This window comes from Achromobacter sp. D7-1, from assembly GCF_059760445.1.
On the sequence record NZ_JCBAMT010000001.1, the window covers coordinates 1 to 14,425 of the forward strand.

A 14,425-nucleotide genomic window follows, 5' to 3' on the forward strand; every position below is an offset into this window, starting at 1 on the left:
GCCTTGGTTTCATCCCTTCAATCCCGCGTTTCCAGCACCTTGTTGATGCGCAGCGCCAACAGCGTGCAGGCCGCACCGGACAGCAGATAGACGCTGACCGCCACCAGCCCGAAGCGCGCCGACAAGCCCAGAGCGACCAGCGGCGCGAACGCGGCGCCGATCAGCCAGGCCATGTCGGAAGTCAGCGCCGCGCCCGTGTAGCGGAAGCGGCGCGTGAAGTTCGCGGTAACGGTGCCCGAGGCCTGGCCGTAAGACAGTCCCAGCAGCGCGAAGCCCACCAGAATGAATGCGTCCTGCGCTTTCGGGCCGCCGCCCAGCAGCCAGGGCGTAAACAGCGCAAACACGGCGATCAGCAAGGCCAGCAGGCCCAGCGTGGTGCGCCGGCCGATGCGGTCGGCCAGCCAGCCCGAGGCGATGGTGCCCAGGATGCCCAGCACTGCGCCTATGATCTGCACGACCAGCACGTCCTGGATCTGCTGGGTGGCGCTGACCGCGATCCACGATAGCGGAAACACCGTGACCAGGTGGAACAAGGCATAGCTGGCCAATGCCGCGAAGGCACCGATGAACAGGTTGTAGCCTTGCTCGCGCACCATCTGCGTGGTGCTGATGGGTTCGAGCTCGCCCTCTTCCAGCAGTTGCGTGTATTCCTCGGTCACCACCAGCCGCAGCCGCGCGAACAGCGCCACTACGTTGATCGCGAACGCCACGAAGAAGGGATAGCGCCAGCCCCATTCCAGGAAATCGGCTTCGGTCAGCGTCACGTGCAGGAACAGGAACAACGCGCTGGCAACCATGAAGCCCACGGGCGCGCCCAGTTGGCCCAGCATCGAATACCAACCGCGGCGATTCGGCGGCGCATTCAAGGCCAGCAGCGACGGCAGCCCGTCCCATGAGCCGCCCAGCGCCAGGCCTTGCAGGCAGCGGAACAGCGCCAGCAGCGTGATCGCGTGCGCGCCGATGACGTTGTAGCCGGGCAGGAAGGCCATGCCCACGGTGGCGGTTCCCAGCAGGAACAAGGCAATGGTGAGTTTGGTCGCGCGCCCCCAGCGCCGCTGCGCCGCCATCGACAGCGCCGTGCCGATGGGCCGCATGATGAACGCGAACGAGAAGATGACGAAGGACCAGAGCGTGCCTTCCAGGCGCGGTTCAAAGGGGAAGAAGACCTGCGGAAACACCAGCACGCAGGCAATGCCGAAGACGAAGAAATCGAAGTATTCGGAAGCGCGCCCCACCACCACGCCCACCGCGATTTCACCCGGCGCCACCTTGGCGTGGCCGCCGCCGGCTGCGGGGACTGAAGGGGCATGACCGGGATATTGCGTGGTGGTCGCCATGTGAATGCTCGCTGAAAGGAGGTTCGGAACAGCCTGGCCTACGATCCTGAAACACACCCGCGCGCCTGCGGTCCATATCGCGCAGAGCCGCTCCGTTATTGGGATGCAGCCCTGGTCCGCGCGCGCCGCCCTGCACATTTTTGTTCTTTTTACCCTAGATTTTTCGCGGCTTCCAGCGTAGTGTTGCGTTTACTTCCCACGGTTACGTTTCGGGGTATGGTCATGCCGTCCTTCCCAAGGTTCCGCGGATTGGTCCTGATTGCCGCTCTGCCATTGCTCGCCGGATGCAATGCGGTCCTGCTCTCGCCGTCAGGCGACATCGCCTTGCAGCAGCGCAATCTGATCATCATTTCCACCGGCTTGATGCTGCTGATCATCGTGCCGGTGATCTTCCTGACGTTCCTGTTCGCGTGGCGCTATCGCGCCAGCAACAAGGAAGCCCACTACGACCCCGACTGGAACCACTCCACCATGCTGGAGCTGCTGATCTGGGCGGCGCCGCTGCTGATCATCATTGCGCTGGGTGCGGTTACCTGGGTCAGCACTCACCAGCTGGACCCCTACCGCCCGCTCGCGCGCCTGTCCGAAGGCCGCGAAGTGCCGGCCGGCACCAAGCCGCTGGTGGTCGAAGTCGTGGCGCTGGACTGGAAATGGCTGTTCATCTATCCCGAACAGGGCATCGCGGCGGTGAACGAGATGGCAGCCCCCGTGGACCGTCCCATCCAGTTCAGGATCACCTCGTCCACGGTAATGAACTCCTTCTTCGTACCCGCGCTGGCGGGCCAGATCTACGCCATGCCCGGCATGCAGACCACCTTGCACGCCGTGATCAACCACCCCGGCGAATATGAAGGCATTTCCGCCAACTACAGCGGCTCTGGCTTCTCCGGCATGCGCTTCAAGTTCCACGGGGTAGACCAGCAGGGCTTCGACCAGTGGGTGGCCAGCGCGCGCGCCTCCAGCGCCGCGCTCAGCCGCGACGCCTACCTGAAACTTGAACAGCCGAGCGAACGCAATCCGGTGCAGCTCTATGCCTCCAGCGCACCCGGCCTGTTCGAAGCGATCGTCAACCGCTGCGTGGAGCCCAACCGCATGTGCATGCGCGACGCGATGGCGATCGACGCGCAGGGCGGCATGGGCATACCCGGCGCGCTCAACGTCACCACCCTGGATGCGGAAACGCGGGAGCGCCTGGGACTGACCGGCACGCCGCCGCGCAAATACGTGGGCGCGATGTGCACGGCCACCGAAGGATTGGTCCTGTAGCGGATCGCTGGCGCACGGCGATCCGGATGATGCAAGGGCTTCGTGAAATTGCGGTCTTTTTGCTGGAATCGAGATGCCTGACCAACCAGACCTCACCAAGCTGATCTTCGGTAAGTTGACCTGGGAAGCCATTCCCTACCATGAACCGATCCTGCTCTTCACCTTCATCGCGGTCGCCATAGGCGGCATCGCGGTAGTGGGCGCCATCACCTACTACGGCAAGTGGGGCTATCTGTGGCGCGAGTGGTTCACCAGCATCGACCACAAGAAGATCGGCATCATGTACGTCATCCTGGGCATCGTGATGCTGCTGCGCGGCTTTGCCGACGCCATCATGATGCGCTTGCAGCAGGCGGTGGCTTTCGGCGATTCGGCGGGCTACCTGCCGCCGCACCACTACGACCAGATCTTCACCGCGCATGGCGTGATCATGATCTTCTTCGTGGCCATGCCGCTGGTCACGGGGCTGATGAACTACATCGTGCCCTTGCAGATCGGCGCGCGCGACGTGGCCTTTCCCTTCCTGAACAACTTCAGTTTCTGGATGACCACGGGCGGCGTGATCCTGGTCATGATGTCGCTGTTCGTGGGCGAATTCGCGCGCACCGGCTGGCTGGCGTATCCGCCTTTATCAGGGATCATGCAGAGTCCCGACGTCGGCGTCGATTACTACATATGGGCCTTGCAGATAGCGGGGGTAGGCACACTGCTGTCCGGGGTCAACCTGCTGGTCACCATCGTCAAGATGCGCGCGCCGGGCATGACGATGATGCGCATGCCCATCTTCACCTGGACCGCGCTGTGCACCAACGTGCTGATCGTGGCCGCCTTCCCGGTGCTGACCGCGGTGCTGGCGCTGCTGTCCATGGACCGCTACGTGGGCACCAACTTCTTCACCGCGGACTTCGGCGGCAACGCCATGATGTACGTGAACCTGATCTGGATCTGGGGCCACCCCGAGGTCTACATCCTGATCCTGCCGGCGTTCGGCATCTTCTCCGAAGTGGTCTCCACCTTCTGCCGCAAGCGCCTCTTCGGCTATGCGTCCATGGTGTATGCCACGGTCGTGATCACGGTGCTGTCGTACCTGGTGTGGCTGCACCACTTCTTCACCATGGGGTCGGGCGCCAGCGTGAACTCGTTCTTCGGGATCACCACCATGATCATCTCGATCCCGACGGGCGCGAAGATCTTCAACTGGCTGTTCACCATGTACCACGGCCGCATCCGCTTCGAGGTCCCCATGCTGTGGACCCTGGGCTTCATGGTGACCTTCGTGATCGGCGGCATGACGGGCGTGCTGCTGGCCGTGCCGCCCGCCGATTTCGTCCTGCACAACAGCCTGTTCCTGATCGCGCACTTCCATAACGTGATCATCGGCGGCGTGCTGTTCGGGCTGATGGCAGGCATCACGTACTGGTTTCCCAAGGCCTTCGGCTACAAGCTCGATCCATTCTGGGGCAAGTGCTCGTTCTGGTTCTGGCTGGTGGGCTTCTACGTCGCCTTCATGCCGCTTTACGTGCTGGGGCTGATGGGCGTGACGCGGCGCGTGAACCACTTCGAGGACATGTCGCTGCAGATCTGGTTCCAGGTGGCGGCCTTCGGCGCGCTGCTGATCGCCTGCGGCATCGCCAGCTTCCTGATCCAGCTGGTGGTCAGCTACCGCCGCCGCGAATCGCTGCGCGACACCACCGGCGACCCCTGGGATGGGCGCACGCTGGAATGGTCGACCTCGTCGCCGCCGCCCAACTACAACTTCGCCTTCACGCCGCGCGTGCATGACCAGGACGCCTGGTGGCAGATGAAGCAGCACGGCTACCTGCGGCCGCAACAGGGCTTCATTCCCATCCATATGCCCAAGAACACCTGGGCCGGCATCGTGCTGGCGGGGATCAGCGTCGTCATGGGTTTCGCGCTGATCTGGCACATGTGGCCGCTGGCCGTGCTGTCGTTCGCGGCGCTGATCCTGGTGTCCATCGTTCATACCTTCAACTACAAGCGCGACTACTACGTGCCGGCCGACGAGGTCGTGCGCGCCGAAGACGCCCGCACAAGGTTGCTAGCGAAAAATGTCTGATACCCTGGCCCCCAACCTGCCCGGCGGCGCCGCGCCGCCCGCGGAGCCCGTGTTCTACGTCGCGGGCGAACACCATCCCAAGAACGGCACCCTGCTGGGGTTCTGGGTCTACCTGATGAGCGACTGCCTCATCTTCGCCTGCCTGTTCGCCACCTACGGCGTGCTGGGCCGCAACTACGCGGCAGGCCCGTCCGGCGCCGACCTGTTCGATCTGCCGCTGGTGGCGGTGAATACCGCGCTGCTGCTGCTGTCGTCGATCACCTACGGTTTCGCGATGCTGGAGATGCGGCGCAACCGGGTCGGCGCTACCCAGCTGTGGCTGGCCGTGACCGGCATCCTGGGGCTGGGCTTCCTGTCGCTGGAACTGTACGAATTCACGCACCTGATCCACCAGGGCGCCGGCCCTCAGCGCAGCGCCTTCCTGTCGTCCTTCTTCACGCTGGTCGGCACCCACGGGCTGCACGTCACCTTCGGCATCGTGTGGCTGGTGACGATGATGATCCAGGTGCAGATGCACGGGCTGATTCCCGAAAACCGCCGCCGCCTGATGTGCCTGTCCATGTTCTGGCACTTCCTGGACCTGATCTGGGTGGGCGTCTTCACCTTCGTGTACCTGATGGGAGTGCTGCCATGACCGCGCACCTGGAGCACCCGGCCGATCATGGCCATGGCGGCCATGACCATCACGACGATGATGACGGCGCCGCCCACGGCACTTTCAAGAGCTACATGACCGGCTTCGTGCTGGCCGCCGTCCTGACCGCCATCCCGTTCTGGCTGGTCATGGGCCGCGTCTTCACCGAATCCCGCACCACCGCGCTGGTGATCCTGGCGTTCGCCGTGGTGCAGATCGTGGTCCACATCATCTACTTCCTGCACATGGACACCAAGTCCGAAAGCGGCTGGAACATGTTGGCGTTAATATTCACGCTGGTGCTGGTCGTAATCACGCTCAGCGGATCCATCTGGATCATGTACCACCTCGACTCCAATATGATGCCCATGTCTACCCACGACATGCGGAAAATGCCCTGATGGCCGCAGTAAACGACTCTACTTCCCGCGACACCTCCTCCCGCAATCCGCGCAGCAAGATCACCCTGATCATCCTGGGGGTGCTTGCTGTCGCCATTTTCGCGGGCCTATGCGCCCTGGGCACCTGGCAGGTGCACCGGCTGGCCTGGAAACGCACCCTGATCGCGCAGGTCGAACAGCGCGCCCATGCGGCGCCCACGCCGGCTCCAGCCCAGGCCGAATGGCCCGCGCTGAGCTCCGACAACGCCGAGTACCGCCGCGTCACGGCCACGGGCACCTACCTGTACGACCGCCAGACCCTGGTGCAGGCCGCAACCGAACTGGGCAGCGGCTACTGGGTCATGACCCCGCTGCAGTTGCCCGACGGCGGCACGGTGCTGGTCAACCGCGGCTTCGTGCTGCCCGAATGGCGCAAGAGCAAGTCCGCCATCCAGTCCGCGCCCGAACAGGCCAGCGTCACCGGCCTGCTGCGCATGGGCGAGCCCGGCCATGGCTTCCTGCGCAACAACGATCCGGCGACCAACCTCTGGTACTCGCGCGACCTGCCCGCCATCGCCGCGGCGCGCGGCCTGACCGACGTGGCGCCCTACTTCATCGACGCCGACGCGACGGGCAAGGACGGCAGCGGGCGCACTGCGCCGGTCGGCGGCCTGACCGTGCTGAACTTCCCCAACAACCACCTGGGTTACGCCATCACCTGGTACGCGCTGGCGGCCATGGTGCTGGTCGGCGCATTCATCTTCGTGCGCGAGGAAAAGCGGGCGCGCCGCAAGGGCTGAGCCTGCCGGCCACGGCCGGTGTCCTACAATGAGGGCTGGGAACAGCGCTGGGCTACATGCTCGCGTGCTGTTCCCTTTTGTTTTTTCCACCCCTCTACAGGAGTCCCCAAGGATGAAAAAGACGCTGCTCGCAGCCGCAATGTTCACTACTTTTGCAGGCGTCGCTCAGGCAGAATCGTCGGTAACTCTCTATGGTGTCATCGACACCGGCATCGGCTACAACAAGATCAAAGGCGATGGATACGACGGTAGCAAGATAGGCATGATCAACGGCATCCAGGCCGGGTCGCGCTGGGGCCTGCGCGGCGCCGAGGACCTGGGCGACGGCCTGCGCGCCGTGTTCAAGCTGGAAAGCGGATTCGACTCGGCCAACGGCCAGCGCGGGCAATCCGGCCGCCTGTTCGGCCGCCAAGCCACTATCGGCCTGGCCAACGACGCCTGGGGCACGCTGGAGTTCGGCCGCCAGGCCACGGTGGGCTCGAACTACCTCGCCGACATCGACCCCTTCTACACCAGCTACACCCAGTCCAACATGGGCCTGGGGTTCAGCGCCGCCAACACCATGCGCTGGGACAACATGGTCATGTACAAGTCGCCATCCATGAGCGGCTTCGAGTTCGGCGTCGGCTACTCATTCAATGCGGACGACACGGTGGCGGACCAGACGGGCTTTCGCACCGCCGACAACACCCGCGGCATCACCGCCGGCCTGCGCTATGTGCAGGGCCCGGTGAACGTCACGCTGACCTATGACCAGTTGAACGGCTCCAATCGCGGCGCCATCGATCATGACGCCACGCCGCGCCAGTACGCGCTGGGCCTGTCCTATGACCTGGAAGTGGTGAAGCTCGCCGCCGCCTACGGCCGTACCACCGACGGCTGGTTCGTCGGCCAGGATCTGCCGGCCGGCACGCCCTTCAGCGACGAATTCGGCACCAACCGTTTCGTTGACGGCTTCAAGGCCAACTCCTACATGCTGGGCGCCACCATGCCCATGGGCGGCGCCGGCAGCCTGTTCGCATCGTGGCAGCACGTATCGCCGAACAACGACAAGCTGACCGGCGGCGACACCAACATGAACGTCTGGAGCGTGGGCTATACCTACGACCTGTCCAAGCGCACCAATCTGTACGCCTACGGTTCGTACGGCAAGGACTACGCCTTCATCGACGGCCTGAAGAGCACGGCCGCCGGCATCGGCGTGCGCCACACGTTCTAAAGCAAAGCGGCGGAGCGGCTGCGGGGCCGCCTCCGCCTATGGCGAATCCGTCCGATTCGCAGCCTCCTGGTACCGGGCTTTTTTAATATCGCCCGCGAGCCTGACGTCATTCGCATGTACGCCTAGGAGGCTCTCATGCACAAATCGCTCCCCCATGCTCCCGCCGGCCCTGCCGCTGGCACGCTCGCGGTGTACGCCGCGCTTGCGCCCGACCATCGCCAATTGATCCGGGACACCATGACCCAGGATCTCGACGCGCTGGAACAGGCCGCCGAAAAACCCGACGCCGTCGCCACGGCCCAGATGCTGCATCGCATACAGGGCGCGCTGCTGGCCTTGCAGATGCGGGCGCCCGCCTCGCACTTCGAAGCCCTGGAAGAGGAACTTTCGACAGGCCTGTCCGCCGCCGCCGCCGCCCGGATCCACGATCAGGCCACCGTCGTGCGGGGCCTCATGGACAGGCTGCATGCATGGCAACCCGCTGCCGTGCAATCTTCAGGAAACACGTGTGCCTCATGATCGGCTATCTTTGAAACCAGATCCTGAACGGACCATGACCCCGACCTTCCGCCCCGCGCGCGCTTCCCTTCCCAACCGGCAACGCCTGTTGCGCATCCTGGCCGCGGCCTTGTTGCCGCTGGCCCTGGCGGCCTGCAACGGCGGCGGCGACGACCATGACGACGAACCCGTCGCCGTCACGCCTCCCCCCACCGGGGAAACGCCGCCGCCCGTCGAAACCCAGCCGCCTCGCAACACTGCTTACCTCGAAGCCAAGCCGGGCGACGTGATCCAGGTCCGCATCGAGGAACTGCACCCCACCCAGGCCGCCATCGGCTACGACCAGATCTACTACAAGCTGGGCCGCTGGCAAGGCGACTTCGAGCGCCCGACCTGGACCGACAAGCCGGTGCAGCAGCTGGACTACCTCAACCGCACGGTCGGCAAGAAGTTCGACGACTACTGCGAAGACATGGGCGGCGCCGAGCGCGCGCAGGAATTCCAGAGCATCGCCGAGGCGCGCGCCGCCCGCCTGGACCAGCCCGCCACCTACGCCTGCAAGAACGCCCCCGGCACCAATGCGGCCAACCTCAAGACGGTGGTGGTCGGCTGGGACGGCAATCTGTATCTGACCGACGGCCACCATACCTTCTCGTCGCTGCGCGAGATCGCCGATGGCGGCCCCAAGCTGCCGGTCTGGGTCAAGGTGGACGCCAACTACAGCAGCCTGCCCAACGCCGCCGCCTTCTGGCAGCGCATGGTCGACGAACGCCGCGCCTGGCTGCGCGACGGCCAGAACCAGCCCATCACCGTGGATCAACTACCCGCCCGCCTGGGCCTGGCCAGCGCCCAGGAGGCCGGCGGCATGCAGGAGGACCGCTACCGTTCGCTGGTGTACTTCACCCGCGACATCGCCTACAGCAACGGCAATTTGCCGGAATTCGCCGAGTTCCTGTGGGGCGACTGGCTGCGCCGCCAGGCCGCCGGCGGCCAACTGCCCGGCCTGGATCAGTACAAGATGATGGCGCCCGCCGCCCCCGCACAGATCCTCGCCGTCAGCACGCTGGACAAGAGCCTGGCCCCGGCCGGCGCGAGCGACAGCTATGCTGCCGCGGTGCGCGACGCCTCCCTGAAGATGGCGGCGCTCAAGGACGGCGACATCGTCTTCGACGACCGCGACGCCGCCGGCCTGGGGCGCATCGTCCTGGTGGCCGACGCTGCCAGCGGCTCGCCCACCAAGAAGGCGCGCGACACCCTGGAGGAGCTGCCGCGCAACGATGCCAAGGCCGACGGCAGCCCGCGGGGCGCGGGCAAGCTGTGGTTCGCCGTGAACTACCGCAACTGCGGCAAGCCCGCGGCCGGCACCTGCTGGGGCTGGTAGGCCGCGGCGCCAGTCAGCCGGCGCTAGGCATCGATCTGCATGGCGGGCCGGGCCTGGACCCGGCCCAGCCATGCCTGCACATGCGGGTGCAAAGCCACCCTGGCGCCCAGATAGGCGCTATAGCCGACCACCGAACCCACCACCAGGTCGGCCAGCGAATAGGCCGCGCCCAACATCCAGGGCTGCTGCGACAGATGGCCGTCCAACACGGCCAGCAATGCATCCACGTCGTCCAGCACGCGTTCCGCTTCGGCGCCGCCGGGCGCGCCCTCGGCCTGCGTGGCGAGAAACAGGCGCATCACCGCCGCACCGTAGCTGACATAGGACCAGGCGCACCACGACATCGCCAGCAGGCGTTCGGGCGTGCCGGCGGCAGGCCACAGGCCGCGCTCCACGCCGTAGCGCTCGCCCAGCCACAGTTGTATCGCCAGGGCCTCGAACAAGGGCGCGCCGTCCACCGTCAGGGTGGGAACCTTGCCGTTGGGGTTCAGGGCCAGGAATTCGGGGCGGCGCTGCTCGCCCGTCCTGATGTCCACCTTGACGCGTTCGTGCGGCACGGCCAGTTCGGCAAGCGCGCAGGCCACCGGGGTCGCGCTGGACATGGGGTGCCAATAAAAGACGATAGACATGGGCAAATCTCCAATTCAATCAAGGGATGAGCGTCGCGGCCCCTGCCGCTGACTACGGGCGCCACTGTAGAATCCATTGAGGACAGATTCCGCCCTCGATACGCGTTATCGTGCCTTCATGCTTACTTCCAGCAACCGCCTCCTGCGCCTGTTGTCGCTGCTGCAGACCCGCCGCCACTGGACTGGGACCGAACTGGCGGCGACGCTGGCCATCCATCCCCGCACCCTGCGCCGCGACATCGACAAGCTGCGCGAACTGGGCTACCCCATCCATGCCAGCAGCGGCGTGGCCGGCGGCTACGCGTTCCGCGCGGGGCAGGCCCTGCCGCCCCTGCTGCTGGACGACGAAGAAGCCCTGGCCGTGGCGCTCACCCTGCGCACCGCGGCCACCGGCACGGTGGGCGGCATAGAGGAGACCGCGCTGCGGGCGCTGGTGAAGCTGGAGCAGGCCATGCCGCAGCGCCTGCGCCGCCGGGTCGACGCCCTGCGCTCGGCCATCGTGCCCATACCGCGCGATGGCGCCACCGTCGACGCCACCCTGCTCGCCACGCTGGCGGCCGCCTGCCGCGACCAGTTGCGGCTCGGCTTCGACTACGCGGACGGCAGGGGCCAAGCCAGCACCCGGCTGGTCGAACCGCAAGGGCTGGCGCATACGGGGTATCGCTGGTATCTGGTGGCCTGGGACCCTGCGCGCGACGACTGGCGCACCTTTCGCATCGACCGCATCGCGGGCGCCCCGCAGGTCGGCGCGCATTTCGCGCCGCGGCCTCCACCCGAAGGCGGCGACCTGCGCGCCTACGTGTCGCGCTCGGTCAAGATGACGCCGCATCCGGAACCTGCGCGCGTGGTCCTGCACGCGCCGCGCGCCGTCATGGCCGCGCGGATCCCGCCCGGCGCCGGCCAGATCGAACCCCTGGACGAAACGCGCTGCCTGCTGCTATGCGCGGTGCCTTCCCTGGACGCGCTGGTGTATTGGCTGATGGCGCTGGACGTGGAGTTCGAGGTTCTGGCCCCTGCAGCGCTGCGGGACCGCCTGCGGCTGGCGGCCGGAAGGCTGGCTCGCGCCCTGGAAAAAATGCCAGCGCCCGAAGCCGGGGGATAGGGGTCGGATTTGGCTGTTTTTCGGGCGATCCCATTCTGTGTATTTCGCCCGCGATTCGAGTATCTTGGCTGCTTTCCAAATATTCCAGAAGATCACGCCATGAGCACCGCTCCCAACGCCAGCCTGGGCGCCAGCGCCACGCCCGACGCCGACGCCTTTCTGCAATTCCTGGTCAACCTGGTGAACAACGGCAGCCAGATCGAGAGCATCGGCGTCACCCTGCAAATGGGCGGCATGCTGGTGTCGGGTTCCATCGTGTCCGGCGCGGATTACTTCGACAGCTTCGCAGCCAGTTTCACGGGGTCGCTGAACACCGTGGACGAAGCTACCCGCAAGGCCGTGCATGTCTCCCTGGCGGAGTTGGGCGACGTCTTCCGCGTGCCGCAGCCGGCGGATCCGCTGCCGAACTACATCCATCTCGCCGATGCCCTGTTCTTCACGGCCGATGGCACCCCCATCGCCGGACAGCCCACGCTCTGGCGCGGCCGCACCAGCGCGGTCGACGGCTTCATCCTGGGGCGCATGCAGGCCGAAGCGGCGGCCTGAAGCCGCCCGGCGTCAGTCCCTCGGACCTCCCCCCGGCCCGCGCCCCGGCGCGGGGCGCGCAGCTTCGCAAAAACCACTACGCTATCGGTTTGCCTCCGACCCCAACCCCGAGCCCGACCGCCCTATCTCCGCTTGAAACCAGGGCTCGCCTGACGGCACTCCCCCGCATGGAAAGACTCCGAATCGTCCTGGTCGACGACCATCCCCTGGTCTTGATGGGGATGCGCGACCTGCTGGAAAAAGACCTCAATTTCGAGGTCACGGCCACCCTGCCCGGGCCAACCGCGTTGATCCAGCACCTGCAACGCGACGCGCCGCACGTGGTCATCACCGACTATTCCATGCCCGGCGACGATACCTACGGCGATGGCATCCGCCTGGTCAAGTACCTGACGCGCCATTACCCGCAGGTACAGATCGTGGTGCTGACCATGGTGTCGAATTCCATGATCATCTCGGCGCTCTACGACGCCGGCGTAGCCGCCGTGGTGCTCAAGCGCGACAATCTCAGCGAAATCATGACCGCGCTGGAAACGCTGCATGCCGGCCGCAAATACTATCCGCCGGGCTTCCAGCGCGACGGCGCGCCCGATGAGCGCAGCAAGTTCATCGGCGAACGCATCAACAGCCTGTCGCCCAAGGAATTCGAGGTGCTGCGTCATTTCATCCGCGGCGGATCCATGATGCAGGTGGCCGAGGCGCTCAAGCGCAGCGTCAAGACGGTCAGCGGCCAGAAAATATCGGCCATGCGCAAGCTCAACGTCCGCACCGACCAGGAACTGATCGCCTTCTGCGTGGAAAGCGAGATTTTCCAGTAGGCTTTCCGTCTTTTGCAGAAATTCAGGCAGGAACGCGCGGCATGACACAAGCAGCAATCGGGACAGTGACGGGCCAGGAAGTGGACCGCAAGATGATGCAGGCCTTGATCGAACAGTCCGCCGGGCACGCGCTGTCGTTCCAGGACTGCGACTTCCAGGACGCCGATTTCTCGCGCCTGGATTTGCGCGGCGCGCAACTGACCGCCTGCGCCATCGCGGGAGCCTCCTTTCAGGGCGCCAACCTGGCGGACTCGGCCTGGCTGCGCTGCCGCGGCGGCCAGGTCAACTTCGCCTCGTGCGACGCCAGCGACGCCGTCTTCGAAAATTGCGATCTCAACAATGCCAACTGGCGTCGTGCACGGCTGGCTGCGGCCCGTTTCCAGGGCTGCAAGCTCACCGGCAGCGATTTCGACGGCATCGCCTGCCTGGGCTGGTCCCTGCGGGAATGCCTGCTGGTCGGCGCGCTGCTGCGCGGCCTGTCGTTTCGCAAGAGCGACGTGCAGCAGCTGGACTTCTCTGATGCCGACCTGACCGGCAGCGATTTCCGCGACACCGTATTCCATGGCGGCAGCCTGCGCAACGCCGTCCTGAAGAACGTACGCTTCGAAGGCGCGGACCTGCGCGAAGCCGACCTCGGCGGCCTGGACCTGAACTCGGCCGCGCGCCTGGCCGGCGCCACCATATCCAAGACTCAGGCGGCGGCGCTATTGGCCGAACTACGCATCAGCGTGATCTGAGGCGCGCTGGCTGCGGCGGACGAAGCGCTGCTCGACCACCACGCTGCCCCACTGCCTGCCTTCGGATTCCTCGGCCAGCGTGAAGCCCGCAGCCTCGTAGAGGTGCCTGGCGGCGTCCAGCCCCTTGAAGGTCCACAAGTAGGTTTCATCGTAGTTCGCGTCGGCAAAGGCCAGGGCCTGTGACAGCAGCGCGCGGCCCACGCCCATGCCGCGCAGCGACTCGTCGACGATGAACCAGCGCAGGTGCGCCTGGCGCTTAGCCAGATCGCCATCGATGACGATGGAAGCCAGCGTCCTGCCGTTGTCCACGTACAGCCAGATGTTCTTGCCAGCGGCGGGCAGGCCTTCGGCAAATTCGGCCAGCTGGGTCGCCACCTTGCGTTCGAAGTACACGCCGAATCCCGAGGCCTGTGCGTAATAGCGCGCATGCAGGCTGGCCACGTCGCCGATGCAGCCAGGCAGATAGCCGGCGCGTATCTGGTCTTCGATGCCGCTGGCGGCGGCAGGCGCGGTGTTGGGGTTCTCGTGCGACAGGGCGTCGGCATAGAGCGAGAGGAACCGTATCAGCGACTGCTGGTCCGCCGGCGCCAGCTGCCGCAAGGCGCGCGACACCTGGTCCGTGGCGAACTGGTCGATCTGGGCGCGCAGCTGGTTCCCCGCCTCGCTCAAGTGCAGCCGCGACGAGCGGGCGTCTTCGCTGTCGGCCTCGCGCGTCAGCAGTCCGGCAGACTCCAGCTTGGCGACCTGACGGCTGGTATTGGACTTGTCCAGCCTGAGGATGGCCGCCAGGTCGCGCGCCTGGATGCCGGGCTGCAGCCCGATCTCGATGATGGCGTGGACCGCGGACGGCGCCAGTTCGCTGCCTGCCAGCGAACTGCGCATGAAGCCCAGTTCGCGCACCAGTTTGCGGGAGAACTCCCGCAGGTCCCGGATCGTCTGGTCGCGGGATTGGACAGGAGGGTCGATCAGATCCATGGCGCGCCTTTAAAGTTGCGGTTCGC

Annotated in this window: 15 protein-coding genes; 12 read left to right on the forward strand and 3 right to left on the reverse strand. The window is 65.7% G+C overall.

Translation table 11 applies throughout. The annotated features are described in order from the left end of the window. Nucleotides 1-17 precede the first annotated feature (17 nt). Nucleotides 18-1,337 (reverse strand): MFS transporter, encoded by a 1,320-nt coding sequence (locus AC6LKD_RS00005; protein WP_013395963.1) that lies wholly within the window; start codon nt 1,335-1,337, stop codon nt 18-20. Nucleotides 1,338-1,559: 222 nt separating this feature from the next. On the opposite strand from AC6LKD_RS00005, the gene cyoA reads away from it, so the two are divergent. The 8 genes from cyoA (at nt 1,560) to AC6LKD_RS00045 (ending at nt 9,592) form a co-directional block, all read left to right on the forward strand. After that, nucleotides 1,560-2,603, forward strand: a complete 1,044-nt coding sequence (gene cyoA, locus AC6LKD_RS00010; RefSeq protein WP_498114652.1) for a ubiquinol oxidase subunit II — start codon at nt 1,560-1,562, stop codon at nt 2,601-2,603. 73 nt (nt 2,604-2,676) lie between these two features. Continuing rightward, a complete protein-coding gene (cyoB, locus tag AC6LKD_RS00015; RefSeq protein WP_013395965.1) occupies nt 2,677-4,680 on the forward strand; it encodes a cytochrome o ubiquinol oxidase subunit I in 2,004 nt (667 codons plus the stop codon). After that, nucleotides 4,673-5,314, forward strand: a complete 642-nt coding sequence (gene cyoC / locus AC6LKD_RS00020) for a cytochrome o ubiquinol oxidase subunit III (protein WP_498114653.1) — start codon at nt 4,673-4,675, stop codon at nt 5,312-5,314. The genes cyoB and cyoC overlap by 8 nt, the downstream gene beginning before the upstream one ends. Next, nucleotides 5,311-5,715: a cytochrome o ubiquinol oxidase subunit IV gene (cyoD, locus tag AC6LKD_RS00025; protein WP_013395967.1), complete on the forward strand. Its 405-nt coding sequence runs from the start codon at nt 5,311-5,313 to the stop codon at nt 5,713-5,715. The genes cyoC and cyoD overlap by 4 nt, the downstream gene beginning before the upstream one ends. Beyond that, the gene (locus AC6LKD_RS00030) at nt 5,715-6,494 is read left to right on the forward strand and encodes an SURF1 family protein (RefSeq protein WP_498114654.1); all 780 of its coding nucleotides are present in this window, start codon (nt 5,715-5,717) and stop codon (nt 6,492-6,494) included. Before cyoD ends, AC6LKD_RS00030 begins: the two co-directional genes overlap by 1 nt. Before the next feature lie 112 nt (nt 6,495-6,606). Then, nucleotides 6,607-7,713 carry a porin gene (locus tag AC6LKD_RS00035; RefSeq protein WP_498114655.1) on the forward strand — a complete coding sequence of 369 codons (1,107 nt, stop codon included), beginning with the start codon at nt 6,607-6,609 and terminating at the stop codon, nt 7,711-7,713. A gap of 135 nt (nt 7,714-7,848) precedes the next feature. Further along, nucleotides 7,849-8,232: a hypothetical protein gene (locus AC6LKD_RS00040; RefSeq protein ID WP_498114656.1), complete on the forward strand. Its 384-nt coding sequence runs from the start codon at nt 7,849-7,851 to the stop codon at nt 8,230-8,232. Between the two features lie 34 nt (nt 8,233-8,266). Continuing rightward, complete coding sequence (locus AC6LKD_RS00045; RefSeq protein WP_498114657.1) at nt 8,267-9,592, forward strand: ParB/Srx family N-terminal domain-containing protein; 1,326 nt, start codon at nt 8,267-8,269, stop codon at nt 9,590-9,592. A gap of 23 nt (nt 9,593-9,615) precedes the next feature. Here AC6LKD_RS00045 and AC6LKD_RS00050 read toward each other — a convergent pair whose 3' ends face one another. Further along, nucleotides 9,616-10,221: a glutathione S-transferase family protein gene (locus tag AC6LKD_RS00050; RefSeq protein WP_498114658.1), complete on the reverse strand. Its 606-nt coding sequence runs from the start codon at nt 10,219-10,221 to the stop codon at nt 9,616-9,618. A 118-nt stretch (nt 10,222-10,339) separates the two neighbouring features. On the opposite strand from AC6LKD_RS00050, the gene AC6LKD_RS00055 reads away from it, so the two are divergent. The 4 genes from AC6LKD_RS00055 (at nt 10,340) to AC6LKD_RS00070 (ending at nt 13,424) form a co-directional block, all read left to right on the forward strand. Then, nucleotides 10,340-11,323: a helix-turn-helix transcriptional regulator gene (locus tag AC6LKD_RS00055; RefSeq protein WP_498114659.1), complete on the forward strand. Its 984-nt coding sequence runs from the start codon at nt 10,340-10,342 to the stop codon at nt 11,321-11,323. Between the two features lie 99 nt (nt 11,324-11,422). After that, nucleotides 11,423-11,869: a gas vesicle accessory protein GvpU gene (gene gvpU / locus AC6LKD_RS00060; protein ID WP_207465905.1), complete on the forward strand. Its 447-nt coding sequence runs from the start codon at nt 11,423-11,425 to the stop codon at nt 11,867-11,869. A 167-nt stretch (nt 11,870-12,036) separates the two neighbouring features. Beyond that, nucleotides 12,037-12,687, forward strand: a complete 651-nt coding sequence (locus AC6LKD_RS00065) for a response regulator (protein WP_498114660.1) — start codon at nt 12,037-12,039, stop codon at nt 12,685-12,687. A 41-nt stretch (nt 12,688-12,728) separates the two neighbouring features. Further along, nucleotides 12,729-13,424, forward strand: a complete 696-nt coding sequence (locus AC6LKD_RS00070) for a pentapeptide repeat-containing protein (protein WP_498114661.1) — start codon at nt 12,729-12,731, stop codon at nt 13,422-13,424. Here AC6LKD_RS00070 and AC6LKD_RS00075 read toward each other — a convergent pair. Then, nucleotides 13,404-14,399: a bifunctional helix-turn-helix transcriptional regulator/GNAT family N-acetyltransferase gene (locus tag AC6LKD_RS00075; RefSeq protein ID WP_498114662.1), complete on the reverse strand. Its 996-nt coding sequence runs from the start codon at nt 14,397-14,399 to the stop codon at nt 13,404-13,406. The two genes, AC6LKD_RS00070 and AC6LKD_RS00075, sit on opposite strands and share 21 nt — an antisense overlap. Between the last annotated feature and the right edge of the window lie 26 nt (nt 14,400-14,425).

Coding starts and splice junctions, on each gene's coding strand:
- AC6LKD_RS00065 (WP_498114660.1), top strand. CDS start 12,037: ATGGAAAGACTCCGAATCGTCCTGGTCGACGACCATCCCCTGGTCTTG.
- AC6LKD_RS00070 (WP_498114661.1), top strand. CDS start 12,729: ATGACACAAGCAGCAATCGGGACAGTGACGGGCCAGGAAGTGGACCGC.
- AC6LKD_RS00040 (WP_498114656.1), top strand. CDS start 7,849: ATGCACAAATCGCTCCCCCATGCTCCCGCCGGCCCTGCCGCTGGCACG.
- gvpU (WP_207465905.1), top strand. CDS start 11,423: ATGAGCACCGCTCCCAACGCCAGCCTGGGCGCCAGCGCCACGCCCGAC.
- cyoC (WP_498114653.1), top strand. CDS start 4,673: ATGTCTGATACCCTGGCCCCCAACCTGCCCGGCGGCGCCGCGCCGCCC.
- cyoA (WP_498114652.1), top strand. CDS start 1,560: ATGCCGTCCTTCCCAAGGTTCCGCGGATTGGTCCTGATTGCCGCTCTG.
- AC6LKD_RS00050 (WP_498114658.1), bottom strand. CDS start 10,221: ATGTCTATCGTCTTTTATTGGCACCCCATGTCCAGCGCGACCCCGGTG.
- AC6LKD_RS00045 (WP_498114657.1), top strand. CDS start 8,267: ATGACCCCGACCTTCCGCCCCGCGCGCGCTTCCCTTCCCAACCGGCAA.
- cyoB (WP_013395965.1), top strand. CDS start 2,677: ATGCCTGACCAACCAGACCTCACCAAGCTGATCTTCGGTAAGTTGACC.
- AC6LKD_RS00005 (WP_013395963.1), bottom strand. CDS start 1,337: ATGGCGACCACCACGCAATATCCCGGTCATGCCCCTTCAGTCCCCGCA.
- AC6LKD_RS00030 (WP_498114654.1), top strand. CDS start 5,715: ATGGCCGCAGTAAACGACTCTACTTCCCGCGACACCTCCTCCCGCAAT.
- cyoD (WP_013395967.1), top strand. CDS start 5,311: ATGACCGCGCACCTGGAGCACCCGGCCGATCATGGCCATGGCGGCCAT.
- AC6LKD_RS00035 (WP_498114655.1), top strand. CDS start 6,607: ATGAAAAAGACGCTGCTCGCAGCCGCAATGTTCACTACTTTTGCAGGC.
- AC6LKD_RS00055 (WP_498114659.1), top strand. CDS start 10,340: ATGCTTACTTCCAGCAACCGCCTCCTGCGCCTGTTGTCGCTGCTGCAG.
- AC6LKD_RS00075 (WP_498114662.1), bottom strand. CDS start 14,399: ATGGATCTGATCGACCCTCCTGTCCAATCCCGCGACCAGACGATCCGG.